The 26,500-nt window shown below is 61.5% G+C and carries 27 protein-coding genes; 15 read left to right on the top strand and 12 right to left on the bottom strand.

The annotated features are described in order from the left end of the window. Positions 1-116 precede the first annotated feature (116 nt). From MKZ87_RS15105 to MKZ87_RS15115, 3 genes are all read left to right on the top strand, one after another. The gene (locus MKZ87_RS15105) at positions 117-896 is read left to right on the top strand and encodes an ABC transporter substrate-binding protein (RefSeq protein WP_085686295.1); all 780 of its coding nucleotides are present in this window, start codon (positions 117-119) and stop codon (positions 894-896) included. Positions 897-1,022: 126 nt separating this feature from the next. Beyond that, on the top strand, positions 1,023-2,135 hold the full coding sequence (locus MKZ87_RS15110) for a succinylglutamate desuccinylase/aspartoacylase family protein (protein ID WP_266201230.1): 1,113 nt from the start codon (positions 1,023-1,025) through the stop codon (positions 2,133-2,135). A 66-nt stretch (positions 2,136-2,201) separates the two neighbouring features. Beyond that, positions 2,202-2,918: an alpha/beta hydrolase gene (locus MKZ87_RS15115; protein WP_085704092.1), complete on the top strand. Its 717-nt coding sequence runs from the start codon at positions 2,202-2,204 to the stop codon at positions 2,916-2,918. A gap of 3 nt (positions 2,919-2,921) precedes the next feature. On the opposite strand, the gene MKZ87_RS15120 is transcribed toward MKZ87_RS15115, so the two are convergent. Together MKZ87_RS15120 and MKZ87_RS15125 are read right to left on the bottom strand one after the other, a co-directional pair. Beyond that, positions 2,922-3,488, bottom strand: coding sequence for a hypothetical protein (locus MKZ87_RS15120; protein WP_085698657.1), 567 nt, complete (start codon positions 3,486-3,488; stop codon positions 2,922-2,924). Between the two features lie 86 nt (positions 3,489-3,574). Continuing rightward, positions 3,575-4,348 (bottom strand): hypothetical protein, encoded by a 774-nt coding sequence (locus MKZ87_RS15125; RefSeq protein WP_266201231.1) that lies wholly within the window; start codon positions 4,346-4,348, stop codon positions 3,575-3,577. A gap of 147 nt (positions 4,349-4,495) precedes the next feature. On the opposite strand from MKZ87_RS15125, the gene MKZ87_RS15130 reads away from it, so the two are divergent. Together MKZ87_RS15130 and MKZ87_RS15135 are read left to right on the top strand one after the other, a co-directional pair. Continuing rightward, the gene (locus MKZ87_RS15130; protein ID WP_085698659.1) at positions 4,496-5,035 is read left to right on the top strand and encodes a chalcone isomerase family protein; all 540 of its coding nucleotides are present in this window, start codon (positions 4,496-4,498) and stop codon (positions 5,033-5,035) included. 127 nt (positions 5,036-5,162) lie between these two features. Next, a complete protein-coding gene (locus tag MKZ87_RS15135) occupies positions 5,163-6,431 on the top strand; it encodes an Nramp family divalent metal transporter (protein WP_416383552.1) in 1,269 nt (422 codons plus the stop codon). A gap of 114 nt (positions 6,432-6,545) precedes the next feature. Here the strand turns inward: MKZ87_RS15135 and MKZ87_RS15140 are convergent, their stop codons facing one another. From MKZ87_RS15140 to MKZ87_RS15150, 3 genes are read right to left on the bottom strand one after another with little or no spacing between them, the layout of a single operon-like run. Beyond that, the gene (locus tag MKZ87_RS15140; protein WP_266201232.1) at positions 6,546-7,727 is read right to left on the bottom strand and encodes an acetyl-CoA C-acetyltransferase; all 1,182 of its coding nucleotides are present in this window, start codon (positions 7,725-7,727) and stop codon (positions 6,546-6,548) included. Between the two features lie 11 nt (positions 7,728-7,738). Further along, the gene (locus tag MKZ87_RS15145) at positions 7,739-8,404 is read right to left on the bottom strand and encodes a CoA transferase subunit B (RefSeq protein ID WP_085704101.1); all 666 of its coding nucleotides are present in this window, start codon (positions 8,402-8,404) and stop codon (positions 7,739-7,741) included. A 24-nt stretch (positions 8,405-8,428) separates the two neighbouring features. After that, positions 8,429-9,127 (bottom strand): CoA transferase subunit A, encoded by a 699-nt coding sequence (locus tag MKZ87_RS15150; protein ID WP_266201234.1) that lies wholly within the window; start codon positions 9,125-9,127, stop codon positions 8,429-8,431. Between the two features lie 268 nt (positions 9,128-9,395). Between MKZ87_RS15150 and MKZ87_RS15155 the strand changes: the two genes are divergently transcribed. Beyond that, positions 9,396-10,274: a LysR family transcriptional regulator gene (locus tag MKZ87_RS15155; protein ID WP_085704107.1), complete on the top strand. Its 879-nt coding sequence runs from the start codon at positions 9,396-9,398 to the stop codon at positions 10,272-10,274. Here MKZ87_RS15155 and MKZ87_RS15160 read toward each other — a convergent pair. Then, positions 10,258-11,106: an NAD-dependent protein deacetylase gene (locus tag MKZ87_RS15160; protein ID WP_085704110.1), complete on the bottom strand. Its 849-nt coding sequence runs from the start codon at positions 11,104-11,106 to the stop codon at positions 10,258-10,260. The two genes, MKZ87_RS15155 and MKZ87_RS15160, sit on opposite strands and share 17 nt — an antisense overlap. Positions 11,107-11,187: 81 nt before the next feature. Then, positions 11,188-12,234, bottom strand: a complete 1,047-nt coding sequence (locus MKZ87_RS15165; protein ID WP_085698666.1) for a class I SAM-dependent methyltransferase — start codon at positions 12,232-12,234, stop codon at positions 11,188-11,190. Between the two features lie 305 nt (positions 12,235-12,539). Between MKZ87_RS15165 and MKZ87_RS15170 the strand changes: the two genes are divergently transcribed. Together MKZ87_RS15170 and MKZ87_RS15175 are read left to right on the top strand one after the other, a co-directional pair. Next, a complete protein-coding gene (locus MKZ87_RS15170; RefSeq protein ID WP_266201235.1) occupies positions 12,540-13,379 on the top strand; it encodes a DUF692 domain-containing protein in 840 nt (279 codons plus the stop codon). Next, positions 13,372-14,121: a DNA-binding domain-containing protein gene (locus MKZ87_RS15175; protein ID WP_266201236.1), complete on the top strand. Its 750-nt coding sequence runs from the start codon at positions 13,372-13,374 to the stop codon at positions 14,119-14,121. The genes MKZ87_RS15170 and MKZ87_RS15175 overlap by 8 nt, the downstream gene beginning before the upstream one ends. Before the next feature lies 1 nt (position 14,122). Here MKZ87_RS15175 and MKZ87_RS15180 read toward each other — a convergent pair whose 3' ends face one another. The 4 genes from MKZ87_RS15180 to MKZ87_RS15195 form a co-directional block, all read right to left on the bottom strand. After that, positions 14,123-15,157, bottom strand: a complete 1,035-nt coding sequence (locus MKZ87_RS15180) for an NAD(P)/FAD-dependent oxidoreductase (protein WP_266201237.1) — start codon at positions 15,155-15,157, stop codon at positions 14,123-14,125. Further along, a complete protein-coding gene (locus MKZ87_RS15185) occupies positions 15,144-17,327 on the bottom strand; it encodes a hypothetical protein (RefSeq protein ID WP_266201238.1) in 2,184 nt (727 codons plus the stop codon). The genes MKZ87_RS15180 and MKZ87_RS15185 overlap by 14 nt, the downstream gene beginning before the upstream one ends. Before the next feature lie 229 nt (positions 17,328-17,556). Then, positions 17,557-18,864 carry a sensor histidine kinase gene (locus tag MKZ87_RS15190; protein ID WP_085698670.1) on the bottom strand — a complete coding sequence of 436 codons (1,308 nt, stop codon included), beginning with the start codon at positions 18,862-18,864 and terminating at the stop codon, positions 17,557-17,559. Next, a complete protein-coding gene (locus MKZ87_RS15195) occupies positions 18,861-19,601 on the bottom strand; it encodes a response regulator (protein WP_085698671.1) in 741 nt (246 codons plus the stop codon). Before MKZ87_RS15195 ends, MKZ87_RS15190 begins: the two co-directional genes overlap by 4 nt. Before the next feature lie 306 nt (positions 19,602-19,907). On the opposite strand from MKZ87_RS15195, the gene MKZ87_RS15200 reads away from it, so the two are divergent. The 5 genes from MKZ87_RS15200 (at position 19,908) to MKZ87_RS15220 (ending at position 23,128) form a co-directional block, all read left to right on the top strand. Beyond that, positions 19,908-20,177, top strand: coding sequence for a DUF2790 domain-containing protein (locus MKZ87_RS15200; RefSeq protein ID WP_085698672.1), 270 nt, complete (start codon positions 19,908-19,910; stop codon positions 20,175-20,177). Between the two features lie 30 nt (positions 20,178-20,207). Further along, on the top strand, positions 20,208-20,504 hold the full coding sequence (locus MKZ87_RS15205) for a hypothetical protein (protein ID WP_085704127.1): 297 nt from the start codon (positions 20,208-20,210) through the stop codon (positions 20,502-20,504). A 77-nt stretch (positions 20,505-20,581) separates the two neighbouring features. Further along, positions 20,582-21,796: a cytochrome c biogenesis protein DipZ gene (locus MKZ87_RS15210; RefSeq protein ID WP_266201239.1), complete on the top strand. Its 1,215-nt coding sequence runs from the start codon at positions 20,582-20,584 to the stop codon at positions 21,794-21,796. Positions 21,797-22,017: 221 nt separating this feature from the next. Next, on the top strand, positions 22,018-22,290 hold the full coding sequence (locus tag MKZ87_RS15215; protein WP_085698675.1) for a DUF4242 domain-containing protein: 273 nt from the start codon (positions 22,018-22,020) through the stop codon (positions 22,288-22,290). Positions 22,291-22,315: 25 nt separating this feature from the next. After that, entirely contained in the window at positions 22,316-23,128 is an 813-nt protein-coding gene (locus MKZ87_RS15220; protein WP_085698677.1) for a class I SAM-dependent methyltransferase, read from the top strand. A gap of 114 nt (positions 23,129-23,242) precedes the next feature. On the opposite strand, the gene pcsA is transcribed toward MKZ87_RS15220, so the two are convergent. Beyond that, the gene (gene pcsA, locus MKZ87_RS15225; RefSeq protein ID WP_041475528.1) at positions 23,243-23,965 is read right to left on the bottom strand and encodes a phosphatidylcholine synthase; all 723 of its coding nucleotides are present in this window, start codon (positions 23,963-23,965) and stop codon (positions 23,243-23,245) included. A 259-nt stretch (positions 23,966-24,224) separates the two neighbouring features. On the opposite strand from pcsA, the gene MKZ87_RS15230 reads away from it, so the two are divergent. Continuing rightward, positions 24,225-24,947, top strand: coding sequence for a tellurite resistance TerB family protein (locus MKZ87_RS15230; protein WP_234204840.1), 723 nt, complete (start codon positions 24,225-24,227; stop codon positions 24,945-24,947). Positions 24,948-25,114: 167 nt separating this feature from the next. Further along, entirely contained in the window at positions 25,115-26,491 is a 1,377-nt protein-coding gene (locus MKZ87_RS15235; protein ID WP_227235202.1) for an iron-containing redox enzyme family protein, read from the top strand. The last annotated feature ends 9 nt before the right edge of the window (positions 26,492-26,500 follow it).

Raw genomic sequence — 26,500 nt, forward strand, 5'->3', positions numbered from 1 at the left:
CCCGTGCGCGCCGCCATAGACTGCCGGCCACTTCGGTTTCTTTGCGCGACACAGCCCAAGGCCGAACCTGACAATCGAAAGCTGCCAATAAAAGCCTCCGCACACGGGAGTAATAAATGAAAAAGCTGGTTATGTTCGGTGCCCTGGCACTGTCGATGTTGTCCCTGACCGCCGTGGCCGAAGACGCCAAACCGATCCGTATCGGTATCGAAGCCGGTTACCCGCCATTCTCGATGAAAACCCCTGACGGCAAACTGGCCGGTTTCGACGTGGACATCGGCGATGCGCTGTGTGAGCAGATGAAAGTCAAATGCACCTGGGTCGAGCAAGAGTTCGACGGCCTGATCCCGGCGCTGAAAGTGAAGAAGATCGACGCGATCCTGTCCTCGATGACCATCACTGACGACCGCAAGAAAAACGTCGATTTCACCATCAAGTACTACCACACCCCGGCGCGCTTCGTGATGAAGGAAGGCTCTGGCGTGAAAGACCCGCTGGTCGAACTCAAAGGCAAGAAAGTCGGCGTGCTGCGCGCCAGTACCCACGACCGTTACGCCACCGAAGTGCTGGTGCCGGCCGGCATCGAGCTGGTGCGTTACGGCTCGCAGCAGGAAGCCAACCTGGACATGGTCTCCGGTCGTATCGACGCGATGCTGGCCGACTCGGTCAACCTAAGCGACGGCTTCCTGAAAACCGATGCAGGCAAAGGCTTTGAATTCGTCGGCCCGACCTACGAAGACGCCAAGTACTTCGGCGGTGGCGCCGGTATCGCAGTGCGTAAAGGCGATACCGAGCTGGCAGAGAAATTCAACACGGCCATCAATGAAATCCGCGCCAACGGCAAGTACAAGCAAGTGCAGGACAAGTACTTCGACTTTGACGTGTACGGCCATTAATACGCCGTAGAAAAAGTGGCCCCGTTGACGCGGTGGCCACTTTTTTTCGCCCGTGATTTATCCTGTCAGCACATTTTCAATGCGGTCACTGCGTTGGCAGCGACCACAGAATTTCCGGAGTTCCCCATGCAACGCATCGACCATCTTCTGCCCTGGAGCCACCTGGGCAGCGAACGTTCCCTGAGCGTGTTCCGTTACGGCGCCGGCCCGCGCAAGGTCTACATCCAGGCCAGCCTGCACGCCGATGAACTGCCGGGCATGCGCACCGCATGGGAGCTGAAAAAGCGCCTGGCCGAACTGGAAAGCAACGGCCAGTTGCAAGGCGTGGTCGAACTGGTGCCGGTGGCCAACCCGATCGGCCTCGATCAGCATCTGCAAGGAAGCCACATGGGGCGCTTCGAGCTGGGCAGCGGCAAGAACTTCAACCGCTCCTTCGTCGAACTCAGTGCGCCGGTGGCCGAGCGTATCGGCGAGCAGTTGGGCGGTGATGCCCAGGCCAACATTGCGTTGATCCGCCAGACCATGGGCCAGATCCTCGACGAACTGCCAGCGCCAGCCTCGCAACTGGAAGCGCTGCACCGTCTGTTGCTGCGCCACGCCTGTGAGGCCGACATCACCCTCGATCTGCATTGCGATTTCGACGCCGCGATTCATCTTTACGCACTGCCGCAACACTGGTCGCAGTGGCAATCCCTCGCCGCACGCCTGAAGGCTGGCGTGGCACTGTTGTGTGAAGACTCCGGCGGCAGTTCGTTCGACGAGTCGTGCTCCTCGCCGTGGTTGCGCCTGGCCCGGGCCTTCCCGAACGCTGCGATTCCACCGGCCAACCTCGCCACCACCCTGGAACTGGGCAGCATGGGCGACACCCGCGTCGATCAGGCTCAGGCCAATTGCGAGGCGATCCTGGGCTTTTTGGCCGAGCAGGGCTTCATCAGCGGCGAATGGCCGAAGGCGCCGCAAGCCTGCTGCGAAGGCATGCCGTTCGAAGGCACCGAATACCTGTTCGCCCCGCACCACGGCGTGGTGAGTTTCCTGCGCGATGCCGGTGAATGGGTCGAGCGCGGCGATGCGCTGTTCGAAGTGGTCGACCCGTTGAACGACCGCGTGACCACCGTGCGCGCCGGCACCAGCGGCGTGTTGTTCGCCATCGATCGCGGTCGCTACACCCAGCCGGGTATCTGGCAGGCGAAAGTGGCGGGGCGCGAGCCGATCCGGGCGGGCAAGCTGATCAACGACTGATACCCCGTCATCCGGATCACAGTGTTAGGCTCTGCCCCGAACCCTGCACTGTGTGAAGGAAGGCTTATGTTGAAGGTGTTTGCGCTGTTGACGCTGCTGGCGTCCACTGCCGTTCAGGCTCAGACCTCGCTGCAAAACGATCTGCCGCTCAACTACCTGGCCCAGGTGCACCCGGACGCCGAACAGCGTCCGCTGGTGATTTTCCTGCACGGCTATGGCAGCAACGAAGCGGACTTGATCGGCATGAAATTCCAGTTGCCCAAGCAGTACAACTACCTGTCGGTGCAGGCACCGATGGCATTGGGAGACGGGCGTTTCCAGTGGTTTCGCAAGAAAGGCGAAGGCGCCTACAACGGCGAGACCGATGATCTGAAGGCCAGCAGCCAGAAACTGCGGGCCTTTATCGCCGCTGCGGCGCAGAAATATCACGCGCTACCGGACAAGGTGTACCTGATCGGCTTCAGCCAGGGCGCGATGATGACCTACGAGGTCGGGCTGCGGCAGCCGGCGGTGGTGGCCGGCATCGCCGCGTTGAGCGGGCGAGTGTTGCCGGTGCTCAAGGGGGAGCTGAAGTCAGAGCAACAGCATCCGCCGCTGGCGATCTTCATCGGCCATGGCACGGCGGATGACCGCGTGCCTTACAGTGGCGCCACAGCGGCCAAAGCGCTGCTGGAGAAGCTGGATTACAAACCGCAACTTCATGCCTACCCCGGCGTTGGCCACAGTATCAGTGCGGCCGAACTGCGGGATCTGAACGACTGGCTGCAGCAACTCAATCCCTGAGCATCACTTTTCCTTGAGGATGGTTTTCACCAGCGCCTCGTGACCGCTCTTGTCGCTGACCCGGGAAATCACCTGGACCAGCGCCATGCGCGTGCCGGAGCCGGCCAGCAATGTGGTGTTGAGAGTCTGGCCGCCGCCCTGGGTGGCGGTGCTGTCGACCTGACGCAAGCCCAGGCCATTGCCTTTGCGGGTCAGGCTCTTTTCGCTGAGTTTGTTGAAGTCGGGCATCGCCTTGTGCTGGGCATCGATGAAATCGGACACCGTGCCGTCGAGGAACGCGCTGTCGTTGTCCTTGACGTTTTTGCCTTCGGGAATCTGGTTTTCGGCGACGATGACCACAGTCTTGGTGGCGTCGTTGCTGTACATGGTGCCCTTGGCACCGGTCGGCCCGGCTGGCAGCGGATCGCCGACGAAGCCTTTGGGCAGAACAAAACTGAACTTGCCGTCGAGCATCGAGACTTTCTCGGTGACAGCCTTCTCTTTGGCCTTGGCTGCCTGAGCATTGATGGCGCCGAAACCGGCCACCGCCGCCAGCAACAGGACGACGGCTTTCTTGCTAAGCAATGACATTTGAATCTCCGAGGGATGGTCGCGCTTGGGCGGCGATCATCCCATGGAGCGTGCCCGGCACTCCAGCGCGGTTTGTCCGGTCGGGGTCAGTTCGGTGACGGTGCCGGCGCCGGTCTGGCCAACAGTTGCCGGGTGACGCCCAGCATCGCCACCGAAACGGCCATCGCCACCACGAAACCGCCGAAACCCAGGCTTGGAACCGTCAGCGCCAACACCAGACAAAACGCCGAAAACGAATACATCCCCGTCGCCGTCGCTCGCAACAATGCGGCGGTAAATGCCGGGCCCCGGGTCTGCTGGGAAAACACCGCCATCACGCTGCCCAACACCGGGAACACCGCGAGCAGACCGCTCCAGCGCTCGCCGACGGTACTGGCCAGCATCGTCACTACCAGCGTCAATGCCGCCCCGGCGATCATCCGCCAGACCAGTTTGTCCGACTTCGGCGCCGGACCGCCGACCACCGGTTGCACCTTGGGAAACAGGTAAGGCGCAGCAAGAAGGGCGGTCGCAGCGGCAGCGATGGAGAAGGGCAGCGACGCCGGAATCAGCGACAGGATCAGCGCCAACACGGCCCAGACCGATAAAGAAACAACCAATGCCAACGGCCAGTTGGCGCGCTGAGCAACCTGCGCGTAAGTGACACAAAACGCGATCATCGCAAACATGGCCGACAGCGCCGCAATCGCCGATTGCGCGGCGAACGCCGGGCCTTGCTCGATGGCGAGGAAAAACAGAATCGGCCCGACCACCACCGGCAATCCCGACAGCCACCCGGCGACACTGGGGCCCCAACGCTTGCCGGCGAGGGAAATCAGCAGCAGGAAACCGGGAATCAGCAGCAGTTTGAGGATCAGCACGCAGGTCGCTCCATCGGGTCAATGGGGGCCACGTTAGCACTGTCGTTGGTGGATTGCTGCAAATGCATGCAATAAATGTATACAAAGTGTCGGGCGTGATCGCCGACTATGCTCTGACTATCAGGGTTAACCGGAGTCATTACCGCGATGAGCAGAACACCGAAGGTGTTGAGTGGATGTTGCGGAATCGGCTTGTGGGCGCTGTTGCTGACGCCGACCTGGGCCAGTTGGCAGGATGCGGTGCCCGGTGCGCAGATCATCGGCACCGGGGATTTCAGTGTGTTCGGTTTCGACATTTATAACGCTCGGCTGTGGAGTGCCGCGCGTCCACTGGCCGACGGTCAGCCCTTCGCCCTGGAATTGATCTACCGGCGCAACGTGTCTCGCGATGATCTGGTCAAGGCCAGTGTCGATGAGATCAAACGCCTGGCCGGTGCTTCCATCAGCCCGGCGCAATTGGCGGTCTGGCAGGCCCAGATGCAGCAATCGTTCGTCGACGTCCAGGCCGGCACGCGGATCACCGGGGTGTATCTGCCGGGGCAGGGCGCGCGGTTTTTTGTCGGTCAACAGTTGCAGCATGAAATCGATGATCCGCAGTTTGCCCGAGCGTTTTTCGACATCTGGCTCGACCCGCGCACGCGCAGTCCCCAGTTGCGCCAGCAATTGCTTGGCAATGCGAAACCCTGAGCGCAGCACATCTGCTCTTGGGCACGCCGACTGAAACGTCTAAGCTGCGTCTTTCGACTTGTTTCTGGATGTGTGCGTGAAATTCAGCTTGCCCAAAATCGCCACGGCGCCGTTCTGCCCGCCGGAAGTGGCCGGCAGTGTCCCGGTCGACCCCAATGCCTCGTTCTTCAAGCGCGTGTTGCGTTTTGCCGGCCCCGGTCTGCTGGTGTCGATCGGCTACATGGACCCGGGCAACTGGGCCACCGCGATCGAGGCCGGTTCGCGCTTCGGTTACAGCCTGTTGTTCGTGGTGTTGCTGGCGAGCCTGTCGGGCATGGTCGTGCAATGTCTGTGTTCGCGGCTGGGTATTGCCACAGGGCGTGACCTGGCGCAGCTGTCCCGCGAGCGTTACAGCACTCCGACTGCGCGGCTGCAATGGGTGCTGGCGGAAATCTCGATCATCGCGACAGACCTGGCAGAAGTACTCGGCTGCGCGCTGGCGTTTCACTTGCTGCTGGGTTGTTCGCTGACATTCGGTATCGCGCTGACAGCGTTCGATACGTTGCTGGTGCTGGCCCTGCAAAACCGTGGCTTCCGCCGACTGGAAGCGATCATGCTGGTGCTCGTGGGCACCATCGGCGCGTGTTTCTTCGTTGAATTGCTGCTGATCAAACCGTACTGGCCAGACGTAGCCCAAGGTTTCAAACCGTCACTGTCGGCGATCAGCGATGCGGCGCCGTTGTATCTGGCCATCGGCATCCTCGGCGCCACCGTCATGCCGCACAACCTGTACCTGCACACTTCGATCGTGCAGACGCGGCTAATCGGCAAGGATCTGGCTAGCAAGCAGGACGCGGTAAAACTGGCGCGCATCGACACCATCGGTTCGCTGGCGCTGGCGTTGCTGGTCAACGCGGCGATCCTGATTCTCGCGGCGGCAGCCTTCCATCAGTCCGGGCACACCGATGTGGTCGATATTCAGGACGCCTATCACTTGCTCGACCCGCTGGTGGGCGGCGCGCTGGCCAGCGTGCTGTTCGGTGTGGCGTTGCTGGCTTCGGGGCAGAGTTCGACCTTCACCGGCACCATCGCCGGACAAGTGATCATGGAAGGCTATCTGAACCTGCGCATTCCCTGCTGGCAGCGGCGCCTTATAACCCGTGGGCTGGCGTTGATTCCGGCGTTCATCGGCGTATGGCTGATGGGGGACGGCGCGGTGGGCAAGTTGCTGGTGCTGAGCCAGGTGGTGTTGAGCCTGCAATTGCCGTTTGCGCTGTATCCGCTGATTCGCATGACCAATGACAAACAGCTGATGGGGCCGTTTGTGAACCGGTTGCCTACCAAGGTTCTGGCGTGGGGATTGTTTGCGGTGATCAGCGGAGCCAATGCGTGGCTGATTCTGCAAATGGCCGTCTGATTCGCTGAACCGCAGGCGAAAAAATACCCGGTGCGACGTGAGCCGTACCGGGTTTGTTGCCAACGGGCAGTGGATGTCGTGGATCCGCCGACCGCTGTTGAACCTGTTTTGCGCTTACGCGCGTTCCAGCGCCAGGGCCACGCCTTGACCGCCACCGATGCACAGGGTCGCCAGACCTTTTTTCGCATCACGCTTGATCATTTCGTGCAGCAGAGTCACCAGCACACGGCAGCCCGATGCACCGATCGGGTGACCGAGGGCGATGGCGCCGCCGTTGACGTTGACCTTGTCCAGATCCCACTGCAGATCCTTGGCCACCGCCAGCGATTGCGCGGCGAAGGCTTCGTTGGCTTCGATCAGATCCAGTTGGCCGATGTTCCAGCCGGCCTTGTCCAGGCAGCGGCGAGTGGCGGACACAGGGCCGATGCCCATGATCGCCGGGTCGACGCCCGCATTGGCGTAGGCGGCGATTTTCGCCAGCACCGGCAGGCCCAGGGCCTTGGCTTTTTCGGCGCTCATCAGAATGACCGCAGCCGCGCCGTCGTTCAGCGATGAAGCGTTGCCGGCGGTGACGCTGCCGTCCTTCTTGAACGCTGGACGCAGTTTGGCCAGGGATTCAGCGGTAGTGTCGCCGCGGGGCTGTTCGTCAACCTTGAACGCCACCGGATCGCCTTTGCGCTGCGGGATCAGGATTGGGGTGATTTCATCGACAAAACGACCGGCCTCGATGGCCGCGGCGGCTTTCTGTTGCGATGCGGCAGCGAAGGCGTCCTGCTGCTCGCGGCTGATCCCGTATTTCTCGACCAGGTTCTCGGCAGTGATGCCCATGTGGTAATCGTTGAACGCATCCCACAGACCATCGCTGATCATGGTGTCGACGATTTGCGCGTGACCCATGCGCAGACCGGTTCGTGCGCCCGGCATCACATAGTTGGCCAGGCTCATGTTTTCCTGGCCGCCGGCAATGATCACGTCCGCGTCGCCGCAACGGATCGCCTGTGCACCGAGGTGCAGGGCCTTGAGGCCCGAGCCGCAGACCTTGTTCAGGGTCATGGCCGGAACGGCGTGGGGCAGGCCGGCCTTGATCGCCGACTGGCGCGCCGGGTTCTGGCCGGCGCCGGCGGTCAGCACCTGGCCCATGATGACTTCATCGACCTGAGCACCGTCCAGACCGGTCTGCTCAAGCAACTGGCGGATGACCGCTGCGCCCAGATCCACGGCGGAGACGGTGGCCAGCGAACCCTGGAAACTGCCGATCGCGGTACGCGTGGCGGCAACAATGACGACGTCTTGCATTTTCGAATTCCTCACTCGGCAGCGAACTGCATTTCCGGTACGTGATCCGGGACGACAAGCTTACCAGCGGTTTTAGCGACGATTTCCTCGACGCTGACGCCAGGTGCGCGTTCCTTGAGGACAAAAGCGCCATTTTCGATTTCCAGGTACGCCAGGTCGGTCAGCACACGCTTGATGCAACCGGCGCCGGTCAGCGGCAGGCTGCACTGGCTCAGCAACTTGGACTCACCGTCCTTGGACGCGTGGGTCATGATCACGATGATGTTGTCGGCGCCGGCCACCAGGTCCATCGCACCGCCCATGCCCTTGACCAGTTTGCCGGGGATCATCCACGAGGCGATGTTGCCTTGTACGTCCACTTCGAACGCGCCGAGTACGGTCAGGTCGACGTGGCCGCCGCGGATCATCGCGAAGGATTCGGCGGAGTTGAAGATCGATGCGCCGATACGCGCGGTCACCGTTTGTTTGCCGGCGTTGATCATGTCGGCGTCGATGGTTTCTTCAGTCGGGAAAGGGCCCATGCCGAGCAGACCGTTTTCCGATTGCAGCATGACTTCCATGCCTTCGGGGATGTAGTTGGCGACCAGGGTCGGAATGCCGATGCCGAGGTTCACATAGAAGCCGTCCTGCATTTCGCGGGCGACGCGTTGAGCCATTTGTTCGCGGGTAAGTGCCATGTTCTTGTTCTCCGTCAGCCTGGATTATTTGCGGATGGTGCGTTGTTCGATGCGTTTTTTGAACGTGCCGCAAATGACCCGGTCGACGTAGATGCCGGGCGTGTGGATGTGTGCCGGATCCAGTTCGCCGGGTTCGACGATTTCTTCGACTTCGACCACGGTGATCTTGCCGGCGGTGGCGGCCAGCGGGTTGAAGTTCTGGGCGGTGTGGCGGTAGATGACGTTGCCGAAGTGGTCGGCTTTCCAGCCTTTGACGATGGCGAAGTCGCCGGTGATGGACTCTTCCATCAGGTACTTGCGACCGTGGAATTCACGCACTTCCTTGCCTTCGGCGACCGGGGTGCCGACGCCGGTGGCGGTGAAGAAGGCCGGGATGCCGGCGCCGCCTGCGCGCATTTTTTCGGCCAGGGTGCCTTGCGGGGTCAGGACGACTTCGATGTCGCCCTTGAGCAGTTGCTCTTCGAACAGTTTGTTTTCGCCTACGTAGGAGGCGACCACCTTGCGGATCTGACGGTCGGTCAGCAGCACGCCGAGGCCGAAACCATCGACGCCGCAGTTGTTGGAAACGACGGTGAGGTCACGGGTGCCCTTGCGCTTGATCTCGGCGATCAGGTTTTCCGGAATGCCGCACAGGCCGAAGCCGCCGGCGATCACGGTCATGCCGTCTTCAAGACCTGCCATGGCTTCCTCGTAGGAATACACGCGCTTGTCGAAACCTGCCATATGCACCTCTTTTATTGTTTGTCGGGCGGCTGGCTAGCCGAATGGTTGGAGTGTCGCGCTGGAGGATATATTTGTTAAGTTGATTTTTAAGGTTGATTGATTGATAAAGCTCAATATTGGCCTCGTTGATCGTTCCCACGCTCTGCGTGGGAATGCCTCCGGGGACGCTCCGCGTCCCAGTGACGCGGAGCGTCACGGGCTGCGTTACCACGCAGAGCGTGGGAACGATCAATGAGGTGTTCAGCTTAGTCCCTTGAGTGAATCGTTCATGACCATCAAGCAGATCCGCGCCTTTCTCGCCGTGGCCCAGAGCCTGAGCTTCGCCGTGGCTTGCGAGCGCCTGCACCTGTCGCAATCGGCGTTGAGCCTGACCATCAAGGCGCTGGAAGAGGGGCTGGGCGGGCGTCTGTTCAGCCGCAACACCCGCAACGTGGCGCTGACCCCTGAAGGGGAGTCGCTGCTGCCGCTGGCCCGGCGCCTGATCGCCGACTGGGACAACGCCGAAGACGAAATGCGCCAGCGCTTCAGTCTGCAACGCGGGCGAGTGACGCTGGCTGCGATGCCGTCGTTTGCCGGCAACCTGCTGCCGCCGATCCTCAAGACCTTCCGCGCGCGTTATCCGAACGTCAACGTCACGGTCAACGACGTGATCAATGAGCAAGTGCTGGAAATGGTCCGTGATCGTCAGGTCGAACTTGGCGTGGCGTTTGAGCCGATGCAGAACACTTCGCTGAGCTTCACGCCGCTTTACCGGGATCGTTTCGTCGCGGTGGTGCCGCAGGATTCGCCGCTGGCGGGGCGCAGTGACATTGACTGGCAGACGTTGCTGCAGGAACCGTTCATCACCCTGCAACGACCGTCCACGGTGCGGGTGATGCTGGAAGAACACTTGCAGGCCCGAGGGATGAAACTGCCGGTGGAGTTTGAAAGCCATCAACTGGCGACGGTGGGGCGGATGGTGGCGAGCGGACTGGGCGTCAGTGCGGTGCCGGCATTGTGTGCCGGGCAGATGCGCGAACTGGGCGCGCATTGCCTGACCTTGCACGAGCCGGTGGTGGAGCGGGCGATTGGCGTGCTGACGGATTCGGGTAATGAATTGTCGGCAGCGGCTCAGGCGTTGTTCGACATCCTTAAGGCTGAGCATTGAGGCGTTGTGCCAATAGCGGCAGCAACTGTTCGCACGACCCCTCAATCTTCAAATCCAGCAACTCATCCGCCCGGGTCTTCCCCAGATTGATCGCAATCAGCGGTTTGCCCCGATCCGCAATCACCCGGCACAGGCGAAACGCCGAATAGGCCATCAGCGACGAGCCGACCACGAGCATCCCGGCGGCATTTTCCGCCAGCGCCATGGCCCGCGCCGCCGTCGGTTGCGCCACGTTTTCACCAAAAAACACCACGTCCGGCTTCATCCGTTCGCCTGCGCAATGCGGACAATGCGGCACCTGGAACCGCGCCTCGAAGGCCGGGTCGAGCAAGGTATCGCCATCCGGTGCCTGCACGGCATCGACACCCGCCAGGTAAGGGTTCTGCGTTTCCATCAATTGCTGAATCGAGTCCCGCTCGCTGCGCTGGCCGCAATCCAGACACAACACCCGGTGCAGGCTGCCGTGCAGTTCGATGACATCGTGACTGCCGGCCTGATCGTGCAGGGTGTCGACATTCTGGGTGATCAATCCGCCAATCCGCCCCTGGCTTTGCAGGCTGGCCAGCGCTTCATGGGCAGCGTTCGGCCGTGCCTGGCGCACGCGCGGCCAGCCGAGCATGGCCCGGGCCCAATAGCGCCGGCGCGATTGCGGGGCGGCGAGGAATTCCTGGTACATCATCGGCTGCCGGCCACGGCGCACACCGTCAGTGTCGCGGTAGTCCGGGATGCCCGACGGCGTGCTGATACCGGCGCCGGTCAGCACAATGAAGTCGCCGTCGGCCATGACCTGTTGCAGATAATCGAGTGGGTCGACGAAGGGACGGTCGAGCATGATCAGCGCTCCGCAGGCTGTAAGTGCCTTGCAGGTTAGCACCGACGGACGCCTCTTTTCAGAGGCGTCCGCTGCCCGAGGTTACTTTCTCGCCTCCAGAATCAGGTTGAACGGCGTCTGCGTTGCCCGCCGGAAGTGTTTGAAGCCGGCTTCGGTGAACACTTTGCGCAAGCGCGACTCGCCCGCCTGCGCACCGAGGCCGAGGCCCACTTCCTGGGACAGCGAGTTTGGCGTGCAGATGAACGTTGAGGCGGCGTAGAACAAACGCCCGACCGGCGTGATGTTTTCGTCCAGGGTGTCGTTGGCAAACGGCTCGACCAGCAGCACCGTGCCGTCGTCCTTCAAACAATCGTAGGCATGCTTCGCCGCACCGACCGGGTCGCCCATGTCGTGCAGGCAGTCGAAATAACAGATCAGGTCATAGTCATCGCCGGGATAGCTTTTCGCCGTACCCTGGAAGAACCGCGCGCGACTGCTGACCCCGCCTTCTTCGGCGCGTTGGGTGGCGACGGTGATCGAAGGCGCGTGATAGTCGAAGCCAACGAACCGCGAGTTGGGATACGCCTGAGCCATGATCACCGTGGACGCTCCGTGCCCACAGCCCACATCGGCGACCTTGGCGCCTTCTTCAAGTTTGGCCACCACGCCGTTCAGCGACGGCAACCATTCGGCAATCAAATGCCCCTTGTAGCCTGGCCGGAAGAAGCGCTCGGTGCCGGTGAACATGCACGGATGGTGATCGCCCCAGGGCAGGGCGCCGTTGCCGCGCATGGCTTTGACCAGTTTGTCCTTGTCATGGAAAAACGACGCCACCACGCCGAGCCCGCCGGCCACGTACACCGGCGAATCTTCCTTGGCCAGGGCCAGCGCCTGTTCTTCCGGCAGACGGAATTTGCCGTCGTGGTGTTCCATATAGCCGGACGCCGCGTGGGCGCTCAGCCATTCGCGTACCAGTCGCGGATTGCAGGTGGTTTTTGCAGCGAGGGACTCGGGACTGATCGGCTGACTGTCGGCCATTGCCCGGTAGAGGCCGAGTTCTTCGCCGACAATGACATTGGCCAGCATCGCCGCGCCACCCATGTCGTTGACCAGTTTGCCCATGAATTCGTTGAGTCTGGCCTCGTCCATTTCATGTGCTCCTTTGACAGGATCACAGTCCGGTGGCGGTGGGGTGTCGAGGCATTCACCACCGTGCGGTGGTCGTGGAAACGTGCAGGGCGACACTGCTGTCCTGCGGCCCCCTCGACTGGGTACTGATTGAGTCTAGCCGCTGTTGGAATCCGTGGTGGTCATGTATCGCTGTGTATCTCTGTTGCTGTTGGATACACAAGGTGCCAATTGTTCCGGCGGTCGAACACAGCAGCGACACAGTGGGCGCATTAACTGCAATGGTCAGTCGCTGATCTGGCGGCTCCCAAACAGAGTACTTGCCCATGCAGATTCCCCATCCCACCTTGCAGGCCAGCGTCGGGCTCGGCCTGCGTCGCGGCCTGATGAAAGACCTGCAAGCCGCGCGCACCGGCGATTTTGACTTTCTTGAGGTCGCCCCGGAAAACTGGATCGGCGTCGGCGGAGCCCATGGCGCTGCATTGCGCGAGCTGGCCGAGCGATATCCGTTGTCCTGCCACGGGCTGTCGTTGTCGCTCGGTGGTTCTGCGCCGCTGGACGTCGGGTTCCTCCGGGAAGTCCGGGCCTTTCTCGATCATCACAAAGTGCCGCTGTACAGCGAACACCTGAGCTATTGCAGCGACGACGGTCATCTCTATGACCTGCTGCCGTTGCCGTTCACCGAAGAGGCGGTGCACCACGTCGCCGCGCGGATCCGCCAGGCCCAGGACATTCTCGGCCGGCGACTGGCGGTGGAAAATGTTTCCTACTACGCCGCCCCCCGGCAGGACATGAACGAAGTGACCTTCACCAACGCCGTGCTGCGTGAGGCCGATTGCGACCTGCTGCTGGACGTCAACAACGTCTACGTCAACTCGATCAACCATGGTTTCGACCCGCAGGCATTTCTGGCCGCCATTGAACCGGGCCGGGTCGTCGGCATGCACGTGGCGGGGCACTTTGATGAGTCCGACACGCTGAAAATCGACACCCATGGCGCCTCGGTCAAACCGGTGGTCTGGTCGTTGCTGGCCAACGCTTATGCCCGATTTGGCGCGCAGCCGACGCTGTTGGAGCGGGATTTCAATTTCCCGGCGTTTTCTGAACTGGTGGCCGAACTGCAAACCATCCGCCGCCTGCAAACCGAAGGAGCCCCGCGTGGATAATCTTCTGCTGCAACAACAGGCCCTGACCCGCTATCTGCGCGATCCCGAGCACGAAGCGCCGCCGGCCGGCATGAACGCGGCGCGGGTCGATGTCTATCGCGACCTGGTGTTCAACAACGTCTCGCAACTGCTGGGCAGCACGTTTCCGGTGCTGATCCGGATCATCGGCCAGGAGCGCTGGCGCACATTGATTCGAGGCTTCCTGCGGGACTACCGCGCGCAGACACCGAAATTCGGCGAGATCGCCGAGGAGTTCGTCAGCTATCTCGCCTCGGAACCTGCCGTGTTGAACGCGGGCGGGTGGCCGGCGTTTCTGGTGGAACTGGCGCATTACGAATGGGTGGAAATGGTGTTGCAGCAGTCCGACGCCGAAGCCTTGCCTGCGAGTGATCCGGCGCATTTGCTGGAGCGGTCGCTGCAGGTGTCGGCACTGGCCTGGCCGTTGGCTTACACCTGGCCGGTGCAGATGCTCGGGCCGGATCATCAACCGGCCACGCCGCCGGCTCAACCGACGCTTTTGCTGGTGCGGCGCACGACGGACTGGAGCGTGAAATTTTCCGAGTTGAGCCCGCTGGCCTGGCGGTTGTTGCAGCGGATTGAGGAGTTCCCGTTGCTGAGCGGTCGTGAGCAACTGCAAGGGTTGGCGCTGGAGGCGGGATTGCCGGGAACGGTGTCGTTCATGGACAGCGGCCTGGCGTTGTTGCGGCAGTTGCATGAAGATCGGGTCATCGGCATTGTCTGAGTCAGTCGCGAGGTTGCAGCCAGCGCGGCGGATCGGGATGAAGGCGATAGAAGCGACGAAGTTGTGCCATGTCCTTCTCGAACCAGTCGCCCAGCCATTGGCTGTATTGCCTCTGAGCTGACGATTGCACGGAGGGCCGCCCGACGCAGTCGTATACCGCCTGCGCGGCTTGCATTCCGGTCATCAAGGCCTTGAGCACGCCATGGGAAGATGCCGGGTCGAGCTGACTGGCCGCGTCGCCGACCGTAAAGTAGCCGCCACCGGCTGCTGCCGTACTGATGCGCCACGTCACATCGGCGCCGTGGAGGGGGCCGTGCATGGGCAAGTGTTGCAGCGGTTGGGGAACGGCCGTGGAATGCACGTCTGGCGCGTCGAATGTCAGATGCGTCCAGTGCGTCAAATGCGCTTGCACTTTTGCTATCCACGTCCATCCATTGGGATCCGCCGATAGGTGCGGCGCGTTCTGATAAACGGACGGACAACCCCGGACATAACCGTAGCGCGCAATCAGACGTGGCGAACAGTGGCGGATGGTCAACCCCAGTTGTCGATGAAGCCAGGCGGATGCGCCGCTGGCATCGATCACATAGTCGGCGTGCAACGGGCCTGAATCGGTTCGCACGCCGGTCACGCGATGCTTTTCGCTGAGGACTGCGAGTGCGCGACACGGCTGAAGCACCCTCACTCCAAGCGTTGCGGCCTGCTTCAATAACGTCGTGTCCAGCGTTTCACGGGGAATCTGAAAGCCCTGCCATGGACCATTGTCGTCACTACCAAAACCGTTGAAGCGCAGCGGTTCGTGCCATTGCACCCAGTACCCGCTGAAACGCAACGCGTCCTGCGCACACAGTTGTTCGGCAACGCCCAGCTGCTGCAACACAGGTTCGACCCCTGGATGCAGGCTTTCTCCGGGGCGAAATCGCGGGAACTCATCACGCTCGATCAATGCCGTTCGCAGGCCACGCTGGGCGCAGCTGATCGCCGCCGCAGAGCCTGCCGGACCGCCGCCGATCACCACGACGTCAAAGGGCTTCATCGGCGAGTCGCCACGCAGCATCTTCGTGTTTGACCAGTATTGCTTCGGCGCTGACAAACAGTCGCACTTGTTGCTTGACCTGCACATCCCTCCATCTGAAGTCCTCGGCAGGCGTGCTTACGGTGCCACGTTCGTACATCAGGAAGCGAAAGACCCACCCGCGCAACGTTACGCCGACCTGCTGTTGCGCTGAATCAAGTTCCGGATCGGGGCGCTGCACGTGGATGAAGGACAGCAACGGCCACGCATGACGCTGAAGCTTGTCGGTACCTGCGCCGAGTACGTTGTATACGCGGTACATCGAGAGTATCCGGTTCTGGTATTGCTGCTGAGTGATTGCGCCGGTCTGTTGCAGGGAGAACCTGTTTTCAAGGGCGACTTGTGTGTAATCGCTGTATTCGTAGGCGCGGTACCGGACGAATGTGCTGCCGTGGTCCTGTATCAGTTGCGGGGATGGCTGGTTGTCCCAGGCAACGTTGCCGATTCCGGTTTCCGCATCGGTCAACGGGATGATGGTGTGCAGGCTGGAGCGTGGTTCGAAGGTGCGGGCGGAGTCCGGCGCAACGCCTGGCCAGAAGGAACCGAGTGCTGCACAGATACGCTTGTCTTCACAGAAGGGGCTCGCCATCTGATAACCGGCCAGCATATGAATCCAGTTTCCATCCATATCTTGCTGACGGACCTGACCGACCTCCCAGCCCGGACCAAAAATTCCGGCGGCAGCGTCCGGTAACGAAGACGGGCGAGGGGGCGAGGGACTCCAGGTTCCGGAGGCTGGACCCGGCGCCGACTTGTGCGGCAGCGTCACGATGGCGGTGATCCCGCGATCCTCAGACGTGAAGGGCTGATCTTTCAAACCAAGGTTTGCGCAGTTACGCACATTAGATAAGGCTTCCAGCCGCGCATGCCAGATATCGGGGCTGGAGAAGGCAGGTTCTTCCTTCACCCAGTGCAGGAGCCGGCGCTGAACACAAAACGGAAAGTAATCCGTGGCGCCGATGACCGAGTAGGCAGCCTTCGATGGCAGCTCGTCCGTAAGGGGCGGACAGATTGCCCGGACATAACCGTCTGCGGTGCCATCCTGATAGTGCAGGGCACGGTAACCACCTTGCCTGACCAGCTCGGCAACATCTTCACGATCATTCAGGTCCTCGATCTGGCCATCGACTCCCACTTTATGTCGGCCATGGACCATCCCCCCGGTGTTCGCCGGCATCGTGAACGACAGTGGTTGCCCCTTGTAATGAGCTAGCTCGACCAGATGTGGCCTGGGCTCGGGAGACAGAACTCCCGGCCCCAGATCCGGCTGCGCTGCCCAACCCGCAAGGTCTTCGGTGATGATGAACGGATATTCGGAAATCTCTGGTTCCTGCCAGCCAGTGCCGCTGTGGCGCAAGTGCACATGACGGATCTTCTCGTTGATGTGATGGATACCCAGCGTCAGGTTCAGATCCAGCCCAGACAGACACTCCACGCCATTGAAGAGCTTGTGCAATGGCACCTGGAAATCCAGCCCGTCATCCAGTCCCGCCTGAAAGTCCATGGGCCCGAAACGCTCGCCATCCCCCTTCAATTGCACCGCGATATAGGCGCTGTAATGCACCGGCATCACCCGTATCCCGTGGGCATCATCGTCAACGAAGGGCAGGAAGCATCGCAGGCGTTCGTCATAGCGGGCAGCTGCAGTCCCTGTGCGAGCTATCCCGGTGCGGGAGAAACACAAATCGGCATGCTGGCCGTGGACCGTGTCGTCGGCACAGCGGTATTCGCTGGCGAATACCGCCACCGACAGTGGTGCATATTGAGCCTGTTGCATCAGGTCGTTGAGTGTGGGTGGCTGGATGCCGAACACGTAGTTCAGAACCGTTTCGATTTCAGCATGGGTGGGGAAAACCCGCAGTTGCCGTCCAGTCTCGTCAGCCGTGACTCGCGGTGAAGCGAGCGCGTGGTAGAGCAGGCTATGTGCGGGTCGGGCTGGCTCTATGGCGCGGTAACCGTCAGGGCAGAAATCCTCGAAACCTTCCAGAGTCCGGTTGATGGTCAGTGGCTTGAGCAGTTCTGCCTTCAATGAAGGCGCCAGAATATCCAGGCCGTGCGCCAGCATCAGCGAACGCCAGCCACCCGCAGCCAATCGCTGACAGGTTCGGGTTACCGATTCGAGCAGATTCATGCGTGCTCCACGATACGGTTGTATGAGGTGCCATCGCATACCGATCAGTTGACGATTGCGACTGACAGAACTGACAGTCGCGACCAACGGAGCTAAACGCGGCGGCGGTGACCCACGATAGAGCCACGCACCGGATCAAAAAAATCGCCAATTTCCGAGAGAGGTGTAGCCGCCGGCTTCATATGACGTCATCCCTGACGTCCGGTGGTCGGTGTTGTTTAAACAGAGATCACGAATGCAGCGGCAACCTGAGCTCCGCACACAACCCGCCACCGTCGCGATTGCTCAGTGTCAGCGACCCGCCCAGTGCCATCGCCAGTTGCTGGGCAATCGCCAGCCCCAGCCCGGTGCCGCCGGTGCTGCGGTTGCGCGAGTTTTCCACGCGGTAGAACGGCTCCATCACTTGGGCCAGTTCTTCTTCGGCGATGCCCGGGCCGCGATCCATGACCTTGATCGACAGGCCGGTCCCGTCGCGCTGAATCAGCAGCTCGGCAGCGCCGGCGAATTTCAGCGCGTTGTCAGTCAGGTTGACCAGCACCCGGCGCAAGGCGTGGGGGCGGGTGTCGATGACCGCCTCACTCTTGCCGCTCAACTGCACTTCCTTGCCCATGTCCTGATAATCGAACACCAGGCTGTCGAGGAACGAATCCAGGTTGGTACGCCGGCTTTCCTCGGTCGAGCCATGGATGCTGCGGGCGTAGGCCACGCCTTCGCGCACCAGATGTTCCATTTCGCCGAGGTCGTTCCACAGTTTGTCTTTCTCGGCCGAATCGTCCATGAACTCCGCCCGCAGCTTCATGCGGGTGATCGGGGTTTGCAGGTCGTGGGAGATCGCCGCGAGCAGTTGCATGCGCTCTTTCAGGTACGCGGCAATGCGCGCCTGCATTGAGTTGAAAGCGCGGGCGGCGTAAGCCACTTCGTTCGGGCCTTTTTCGTCGAGGTTGATCGGGTGGGCGTTGGGGTCGAGGGTTTCCACGGCGTTGGCGAGGCGGGTGAGGGGGCGGATGGCGATACGCACCGCCAGCCAGGTACAAGCGAGCATCAGCGCCAGTTGCCCGAGCAATACCACCGGCAGCCACGGCGACAGCGGTACCATCGACGGGCGCACATCGATGGTCACCGGGCTGCCGTCGCTCAGGCGCAGGTGGCCCTGAAAGTGTTTTATCGGGCCGGGAATATCGGTGAACGTCAGCGGATAGGCCTCGCCAATTGCGTCGGTAATCGAGGTGACGGCAATCGGCACGTCCTGCGGATCCAGCGGTGTGCCCGGTTCGCCTTCGCTCAGCAGATAGCCGTAATTCTTGCGAGCCAGGCGTTTGAGCCACATCGGGCGCTCTTCGGCGGGCAGGCGGTCGAGGATGGCAATCGAGGTCGAGACGTCGGTTTCGAGGTTGCCGAGCATGGTGTTCTTCGCGCTTTCGTAGCGCTCGTAATATTGCGCGCCGAACGACAGCGCCTGAGCGAGGATCAGGCCGATCAGGAAAATCAGCGACAAGCGGGAGGCGAGGGTGCGCGGCCAGCGCAGGGCGACATTCATGCAGGGGCTCCGAGGACTTCGACCGGTAGCGAGAACACGTAGCCTTCGCTGCGCACGGTCTTGATGTAGGCCGGTTCACGGGCGTCATCCAGCAGGCGCTGGCGCAGACGGCTGACCAGCAGATCGATGGAGCGGTCGAACAGATCGGCGTCGCGGCCCTGGGTCAGGTTGAGCAATTGATCGCGGCTGAGCACTCGTTGCGGATGGTCGAGGAACACCCGCAGCAAGCGGTATTCCGCGCCACTGAGCGCGACCATGGTGCCGTCGGTGTCCAGCAGATGCCGGGCCGAGGTGTCGAGCTGCCAGCGACCGAATGCCAGCAGCCGACCGCTTTCAGTCACCACCAGATTCGGCGGCAGCATCCGTGTGCGGCGCAGCACGGCATTGATCCGCGCCAGCAGTTCGCGGGCGGCGAACGGTTTGGTCAGGTAATCGTCGGCGCCCATTTCCAGGCCGAGGATGCGGTCGGTTTCATCGTTGCGCGCGGTGAGCATCAGGATCGGTGTGGCCTTGTGTTTGCCCGAGCGCAGTTCGCGGCACAGCAGCAGGCCATCGTCGCCGGGCATCATGATGTCGAGCACGATCAGGTCGACGGTGTTGGCCTCCAGGAAACTGCGCATCTGGCGGCCATCGGCAACCACCGTGGTGCGCAGGCCGTTTTTTTTCAGGTAATTGCCGACCAGTTCGCGAATCTCGCGGTCGTCGTCGACGATCAGGATGTGATCGACATGTTCCATGGGGCCAAACCTCAATAAAAGGGGATTGCCGGGCAGTTTATCGAGCCTGCGCGAGGCCGCCTGCCTGCCTTTGTATTGCAGTGTATCCAGCGCTGCGACGGATACACGCCGACGCAAAAAGCGGATTTTCACAGGGTTTTGTATCGCTGTGTATCCCGCACGCGCGCGGATACGTAGCGATTTATACACGGCATTTGCCGACACATGCGCGATACCTCGCGAGCTTTAAATGAGCTCCATCGAGGCACACACAGAACGCCTCGGCCCACTCAACGATTCAACCATTGAAGCCCCGAGGAAAACGCCATGAACACCAAGACCAAATCGATCGCTGCCGCTTGCCTGTTTGCCGCTTTGAACATCTGCACCCTGTCGGCCCGCGCCGAAGCCGATGTCACCCCGCAAACCTACTCCTACGGCAGTCACCTGGACATCCAGAAAGTGGTGTCGCTGACCCAGGACAACTCGATGACCTGCGGCATCGTCGACGCCCGCCTGACCTACCTCGACTCGGCCGGCAAGACCCAGGTGCTCGACTACCGCAAATTTGCCGACGGCTGCAACCAGGACAACTGATTACCTCCTCTCTATAAAAGGAACATCGCCATGAACAACGTATCGCGCTATCTGACCGCTGTTGCCTTCTCCCTCGCCGGCGTTGCGGCCCACGCCAACGCTGCCGTCGAACAGCACAACTGTGGCAGCAGCACCTGCTTTCAACTGGCCCCGGTGGCCAAACCGGGCAGCGACGCTCTGATCGCCGCCGACGGCGCCAGCCGCACACCGCAGGGGCAGATGGTGGCCGCCGACGGTTCCAGCCATACGCCGCAAGGCCAGATGGTGGCGGAAAACGGTGCCAGCCGTACCCCGCAAAGCCAGTGGCTGGAAAGCCGGACGGCTTGAGGATTGAAGGGGGCTGCCTGTAACAGACGGCCCCCGATCCAGTCGACAGAACACCCTTCATTCAAAAGGTGAACCTCATGTTTCTCATCGCTTTCCTGGGCGGTCTGTTGACTGTCCTCAGTCCGTGCATCCTGCCGGTGGTGCCGTTTCTGTTTGCCGGTGCCGACCGCACCCGTTCGTCGATTCTGCTGACCCTCGGCGGGATGGCCCTGACTTTCGCCGTTGTCTCCAGTCTGGCGGTGGTCAGCAGCGAGTGGGTCATTCAGGCCAGCAATACCGGTCGTCACATCGCGCTGGTGGTGATGGTGCTGTTTGCGCTGTCACTGATTTCCGCGCGCATCGGTGACTGGCTGGCGCGGCCCTTCGTGCTGCTGGGCAATCGTCTCGATCCGGACAGCCGGAAAAAGACCGGCCCCATGGCCTCGATCATGATCGGCGTGGCCACCGGTCTGTTGTGGGCGCCGTGCGCCGGCCCGATTCTCGGTGTGATTCTCACCGGTGCCATGCTGCAAGGCGCCAACGCCCAGACCAGCCTGTTGCTGCTGGCCTACGGCGCCGGCAGTGCGCTGTCGCTGGGGACGCTGATTTTCGCCGGTCGCGGCCTGGTCAACCGGCTGAAACCGTCGATTCCGTTCACTGGCTGGTTCCGCCGTGGTGCGGGTGTTGCGGTGTTGGCGACAGCGGCGGTGATCGCCACCGGTGCGGACAATTTGCTGCTGGCCAACACTTCGTCCCAAGGCGTGGCCACGGTCGAAAAAAGCGTGCTGGAAAACGTGCCGAAGGTGGTGGACTACTTCGTCAGCAAAGTCCGTGCGGACTCGACCGAAGACGAGGCCGGCAGAGGTGCGATGCCGTCGCTGTCCGGCGCGGTGCAATGGCTGAACTCGCCGGAACTGACGGCCGAGTCCTTGCGCGGCAAAGTGGTGCTGGTGGACTTCTGGACGTATGACTGCATCAACTGCCAGCACACCCTGCCGTACGTGAAGGAGTGGGAGAAGAAGTACGGCAAGGACGGTCTGGTGGTGATCGGCGTGCACACCCCGGAGTACGGTTACGAGCGGATCATTGACAACGTCAAGGATCAAGTGAAGAAGCTCGGCATCACCTACCCGGTGGCCATCGACAACAATTACACAATCTGGCGCAACTTCGATAACCAGTACTGGCCGGCGTATTACCTGGTCGACGCCAAGGGGCAGGTGCGTTACACCCACTTTGGCGAAGGCAGTTACCAGGCGCAGGAGCAGATGATTCAGCAGCTGCTCAAAGAGGCCAAGGCGCCGGCTGCGTAAACCGCAAAACTCAATGGCTCACAGGTCTCGCATCATGAGCCATTGTTCGTTGTCCCCGACAGTGTTTCGGGGCCTTTACAAAATCCCGCCATTCATCGGCCAGCGCCCGTTTTTACGGGCTCTCCGGACGATTGGCAGGGACGCCGCACGGCGCCAGCGCGATAGTGGGCGAGCAGGGCCGCCGATGGCTCTGACACCCATAAAAAGAAAGCGAGGTTGCCATGCCGAAATTCGTGATTGAACGCGAGATTCCAGGAGCCGGAAAGCTATCGGAGCAAGAACTCAAGGCCGTATCGCAAACGTCCTGCAACGTGCTGCGTGAACTCGGGCCAGAGGTGCAGTGGCTGCACAGTTATGTGACTGCCGACAAGATCTATTGCGTGTACATCGCACCCAACGAAGAACAGGTGCGTGAACACGCAAAGCGTGGGGGATTTCCGGCCAACAGCGTGTCCCGGGTGACGAGCATTATCGATCCGACGACCGCCGAATGACCCCTATGCTGTGGAGCATCCATTCATGAGTACCCCCATTGATCTCACTGCCCTGAAGGAACGCCAGAAGGTCGCCTGGGCCAGTGGTGACTACGCCGTGATCGGCACCACGTTGCAGATCGTCGGCGAAACACTCGCCGAGGCCTGTGACCTGCGCTGCGATGAAGAAGTGCTGGACGTCGCCGCCGGCAATGGCAATGCCACGCTGGCGGCGGCGCGCCGGGGTTGTCTGGTGACGTCCACCGACTATGTCGCGGCGCTGCTGGAGCGCGGCCAGGACCGGGCGCGCGCCGAGCATCTGGACGTGACCTTTCAGGTTGCCGATGCCGAAGCGTTGCCGTTCGCCGATTCCAGTTTTGACGCAGTACTGTCGACCTTCGGCGTGATGTTTGCCCCGGATCAGGCCAAGGCGGCCAGGGAGCTGGGTCGGGTCTGTCGCCGTGGCGGACGGATCGGCCTGGCCAACTGGACGCCGGAAGGCTTCGTCGGCCAGATGTTCAAGATCCTCGGCCGCTACCTGCCACCGCCCCCCGTTGCGCAACCGCCTTCAAACTGGGGCGCGGAAGCCTGGCTGCATTCGCACTTCGACGATCGCCAATTTCAGGTGCAGGTGACTCGCCGTCACTTCAACTTCCGCTATCGCTCGGCAGCGCATTTCATTGATGTGTTTCGCCACTGGTACGGCCCGGTGCACAAGGCGTTCGCGGCATTGCCGCCGGAGAGCGGGCAGGCGCTGGAAGGGGAATTGACGCAACTGATCGACGGACTGAATCGGGCGGGGGCGGGATCGATGGTGGTACCGAGTGAGTATCTGGAGGTAGTGATTACCAAACGCTGAAGCCATTGTGGGAGCGAGCTTGCTCGCGAATGCAGACTGACATTCAACATCTCTGTTGGCTGACACGCCGCATTCGCGAGCAAGCTCGCTCCCACAGGGATCCCGACAGGGCTTCTATTTCAGATGCGCACCGTCAAACCACTCCAGCGCTGTGCGCCAGATGCAGATGCCGAGGAAGTAAGCCGACGCCAGTAGCCACAGGCCCATCACCAGCGGGTTGATCACCGGGTGGTTCAGCACCAGCGACAGACTGCACAGCAGCCAGATTGCCGTCACCGCAATGTTGATCGGCATGAACCGGCGTACCCGGAATGGGTGCAGGAATTTCATGCGGGTCACGGTCAGCAGCGCCAGGCCGATCACTGTCAGGAAAGTGAGCCACGGCCCCGGATCGATGATGTACAGACACAAGGCAACCACGTTCCACGCGGCGGGGAAGCCGACGAAATAGTTGTCCTTGCTCTTCATGTTGACGTTGCAGAAGCAGAACAGCGAAGACACCAGAATCAACGACACGGTCAGCAACAGGGTGTAGTCGGGCAGGGGAATGTAGCGATAGATGAACAGTGCCGGGATGAACACGTAGGTCAGGTAATCGATCACCAGATCGAGGATCGATCCGTCGAAACTCGGCAGCACCGACTGCACGTTGACCTTGCGCGCCAGTGCCCCGTCGAGGCCGTCGACGATCAGCGCCACGCCCAGCCACATCAGGCAGTGGATCGGCTGGTTTTCCAGCAGGGCAAGGGTGGCCAGAAAAGCGGTGACCACGCCGGTCGCGGTGAAACCATGGGCGCCCCAGGCCTTAAGCCTGGCGATGTGGACGGTCGATATCACGAAGGCGTTCTCCAGAAAGTGCAGCAAGCCGCGTAAACCTTTGCGCAGCAAGGGTGGCGACTAACCGGGTCGGGTTGCAGGTATCGACCGGTCGGGCCGGGTCAAGGTTCACCCGTTCATGAAGATTAGCTGGCCGGGGAAAAAAATCTCTGCAGAATCACTCGCCCATGGCCACGTCAGCCCAACGGTGCTGGCACATCGCATCAAGCGGACTATCGTTGCCTGACGCAGTCATGCACCTTTGCCTGAGGACGACGTCATGAACACCAGTGATCTGCTCGAACAACTGCTGCGAGGCCAGGCCTCGGCGGGACAACAAGGTGGCGCGTCGAACGGCGGCGGACTGGGCGGATTGCTCGGTGGTCTGCTGGGCGGTGGCGGTACCAGCGGCGGCGGTTCTCCTGCCGGCGGGCTGGGTGGCCTGGGCGGGTTGCTCGGTGGACTGCTTGGAGGCGGCGGGGCGCTGGGCGGCGGAGCGCAGCGTCGTTCCGGCGGCACCAATTATGCGGCTCTGGCCTCGCTGGGCATGATGGCGTTCCAGGCGTATCAGGCCTGGCAACGCAGTCAGGCTTCTGCTGCGCCGCAGCAAACCCCGCAAACCGCGGACCTGTTGTCCGGCCCGCAAGTCGAAGAACACAGCCACGCTGTGTTGCGTGCGTTAATCGCTGCAGCCAAGGCTGACGGGCGGATCGACGAGTCGGAAAAGCACCTGATCAGCAGCGAAATCGGCCGCCATACCGACGACCCGAACTTGCAGCAATGGCTCGACGACGAAGTCGCCAAACCCCTGAATGCCACCGAAGTCGCCCAGGCGGCGCAGAACGATCCGGCCATGGCCGCCGAAATGTACCTGGCCAGCGTGATGCTGGTTGACGATCAGCAGGACGCCGAGCGCAATTATCTGGATGAACTGGCGGCGGCGTTGCAGATCGACCCCCAGTTGCAGGTTCACCTGGAGCAGCAGGCCAAGGGCGAGGCCTGACCATCCCGTCCCACAGCCTTCGACCGTTCTGTTCAAGCAAGGAGCGAGTCGAAGGCTCCGTCCGTCAGGGCAATTTTCAAGCCGATTGAATTTTTGACGCACCAGGCCTCTCTGCTGCAGTAGAGGCGAGTGACTGAGCGTCCTGCCAATCGATCGAGAATATTGCCATGACTGTCCTGACACGCCTGCAAGATGAATCTGCCCAATCGCAACCGCTTGACTCACTGGGTGAGTGGCGGCGTATCCATGAAGCGCTTTTGTCCGATGAAGATACTCAGCCCCTGGCGCAGGCTTTTTTGCAGCACCATCTGAAAAGCGCCGCGCAATTGAAGGAAGAACTGCCGACCGATCCGGCGCTCTGGCATGCCTGGGTGGCGCAGCACTGTGCCGATGTTGCCCGGCAATATGCCGACTACCTGCAACAACGCAAAGCGGGAGGAGCGCGGCAGTTTTTCAGTTGCAAGGCTCATGCGCTGTATTTTCTGCAAGCGGTGGCGCCGACCAAACTGGTCGACGGCGCCTGGCTTTACGGCTTGCTGGGACAGTGGCGCGATCCGCGATTCAGCACTCTGATCAGCACCTATCTTGAAGAATTGGGCGAGGGCAATCCGGCGCAGAATCACGTGGTGATCTACCGGCAATTGCTCGCCGAACACGGTCTGGAACCTGGCAGCCCGCTGCCTGACGAACGTTACCTGCAAGGCGCGCTGCAATTGGCCCTCGGCGCCTGCGGCATGGATTTTCTGCCAGAGGTGATCGGTTACAACCTTGGCTACGAGCAATTGCCACTGCACCTGTTGATCAGCAGCTACGAACTGAGTGAGCTGGGGATCGATCCTTACTATTTCACCCTGCACGTCACCATCGACAACGCCAGTACCGGCCATGCGCAGAAAGCCGTTCAGGCCGTGCTTGATCTGCTGCCTCTGGAGGCTGATCGCAGCGATTTCCTGCGTCGGGTCTCGCTGGGCTATCGACTCAATGACCTGGGTCAGGGCAGCCGCGCAATCATCGAGGGGTTCGACCTGGAGCGCGAGTTGTTGGCGATGCTTGAGCGCAAGTGTCCGTTCGCTCAGCACATGCACTCCGACTATTGCCGCTTCGAAGGCAAGACCGTCAATCAATGGCTGGCCGACCCGCAGCAGTTGTCCGGCTTCCTGCAAGCCATGCAGAACAAGGGCTGGATCAAGCGCCACGAAGATCCACAGGGCAGTCGCTTCTGGCAATTGATCGATGGCGATGGTGCGGCGATGTTCGGCGTGTTCAGCGCTTATGAAAAACAACTGGTACACGACTGGATTGCCGGTGACTGGATTTCTGCGGACAAACCCGTTGCGTTCCGCCGCCGCCCCTCGGCCCCTGCGCATATCGAGGTGCCTGAACAGGACCCCGATGTGCAGCGACTGAATGCGGCACTGCCGGGACAGGACGCGCACACCCAAATCGCGACGTTGATCCCCTGGCTTGCGCCGGCCCGGCACGCACATCCGGCCGGGCTGCTCGCTACTCGTCGTTTCATCCAACTCAAATCCGGCCAGCGTTAAGGAATCATC

It is taken from the genome of Pseudomonas sp. MCal1, assembly GCF_026341415.1.
Lineage (GTDB): Bacteria > Pseudomonadota > Gammaproteobacteria > Pseudomonadales > Pseudomonadaceae > Aquipseudomonas.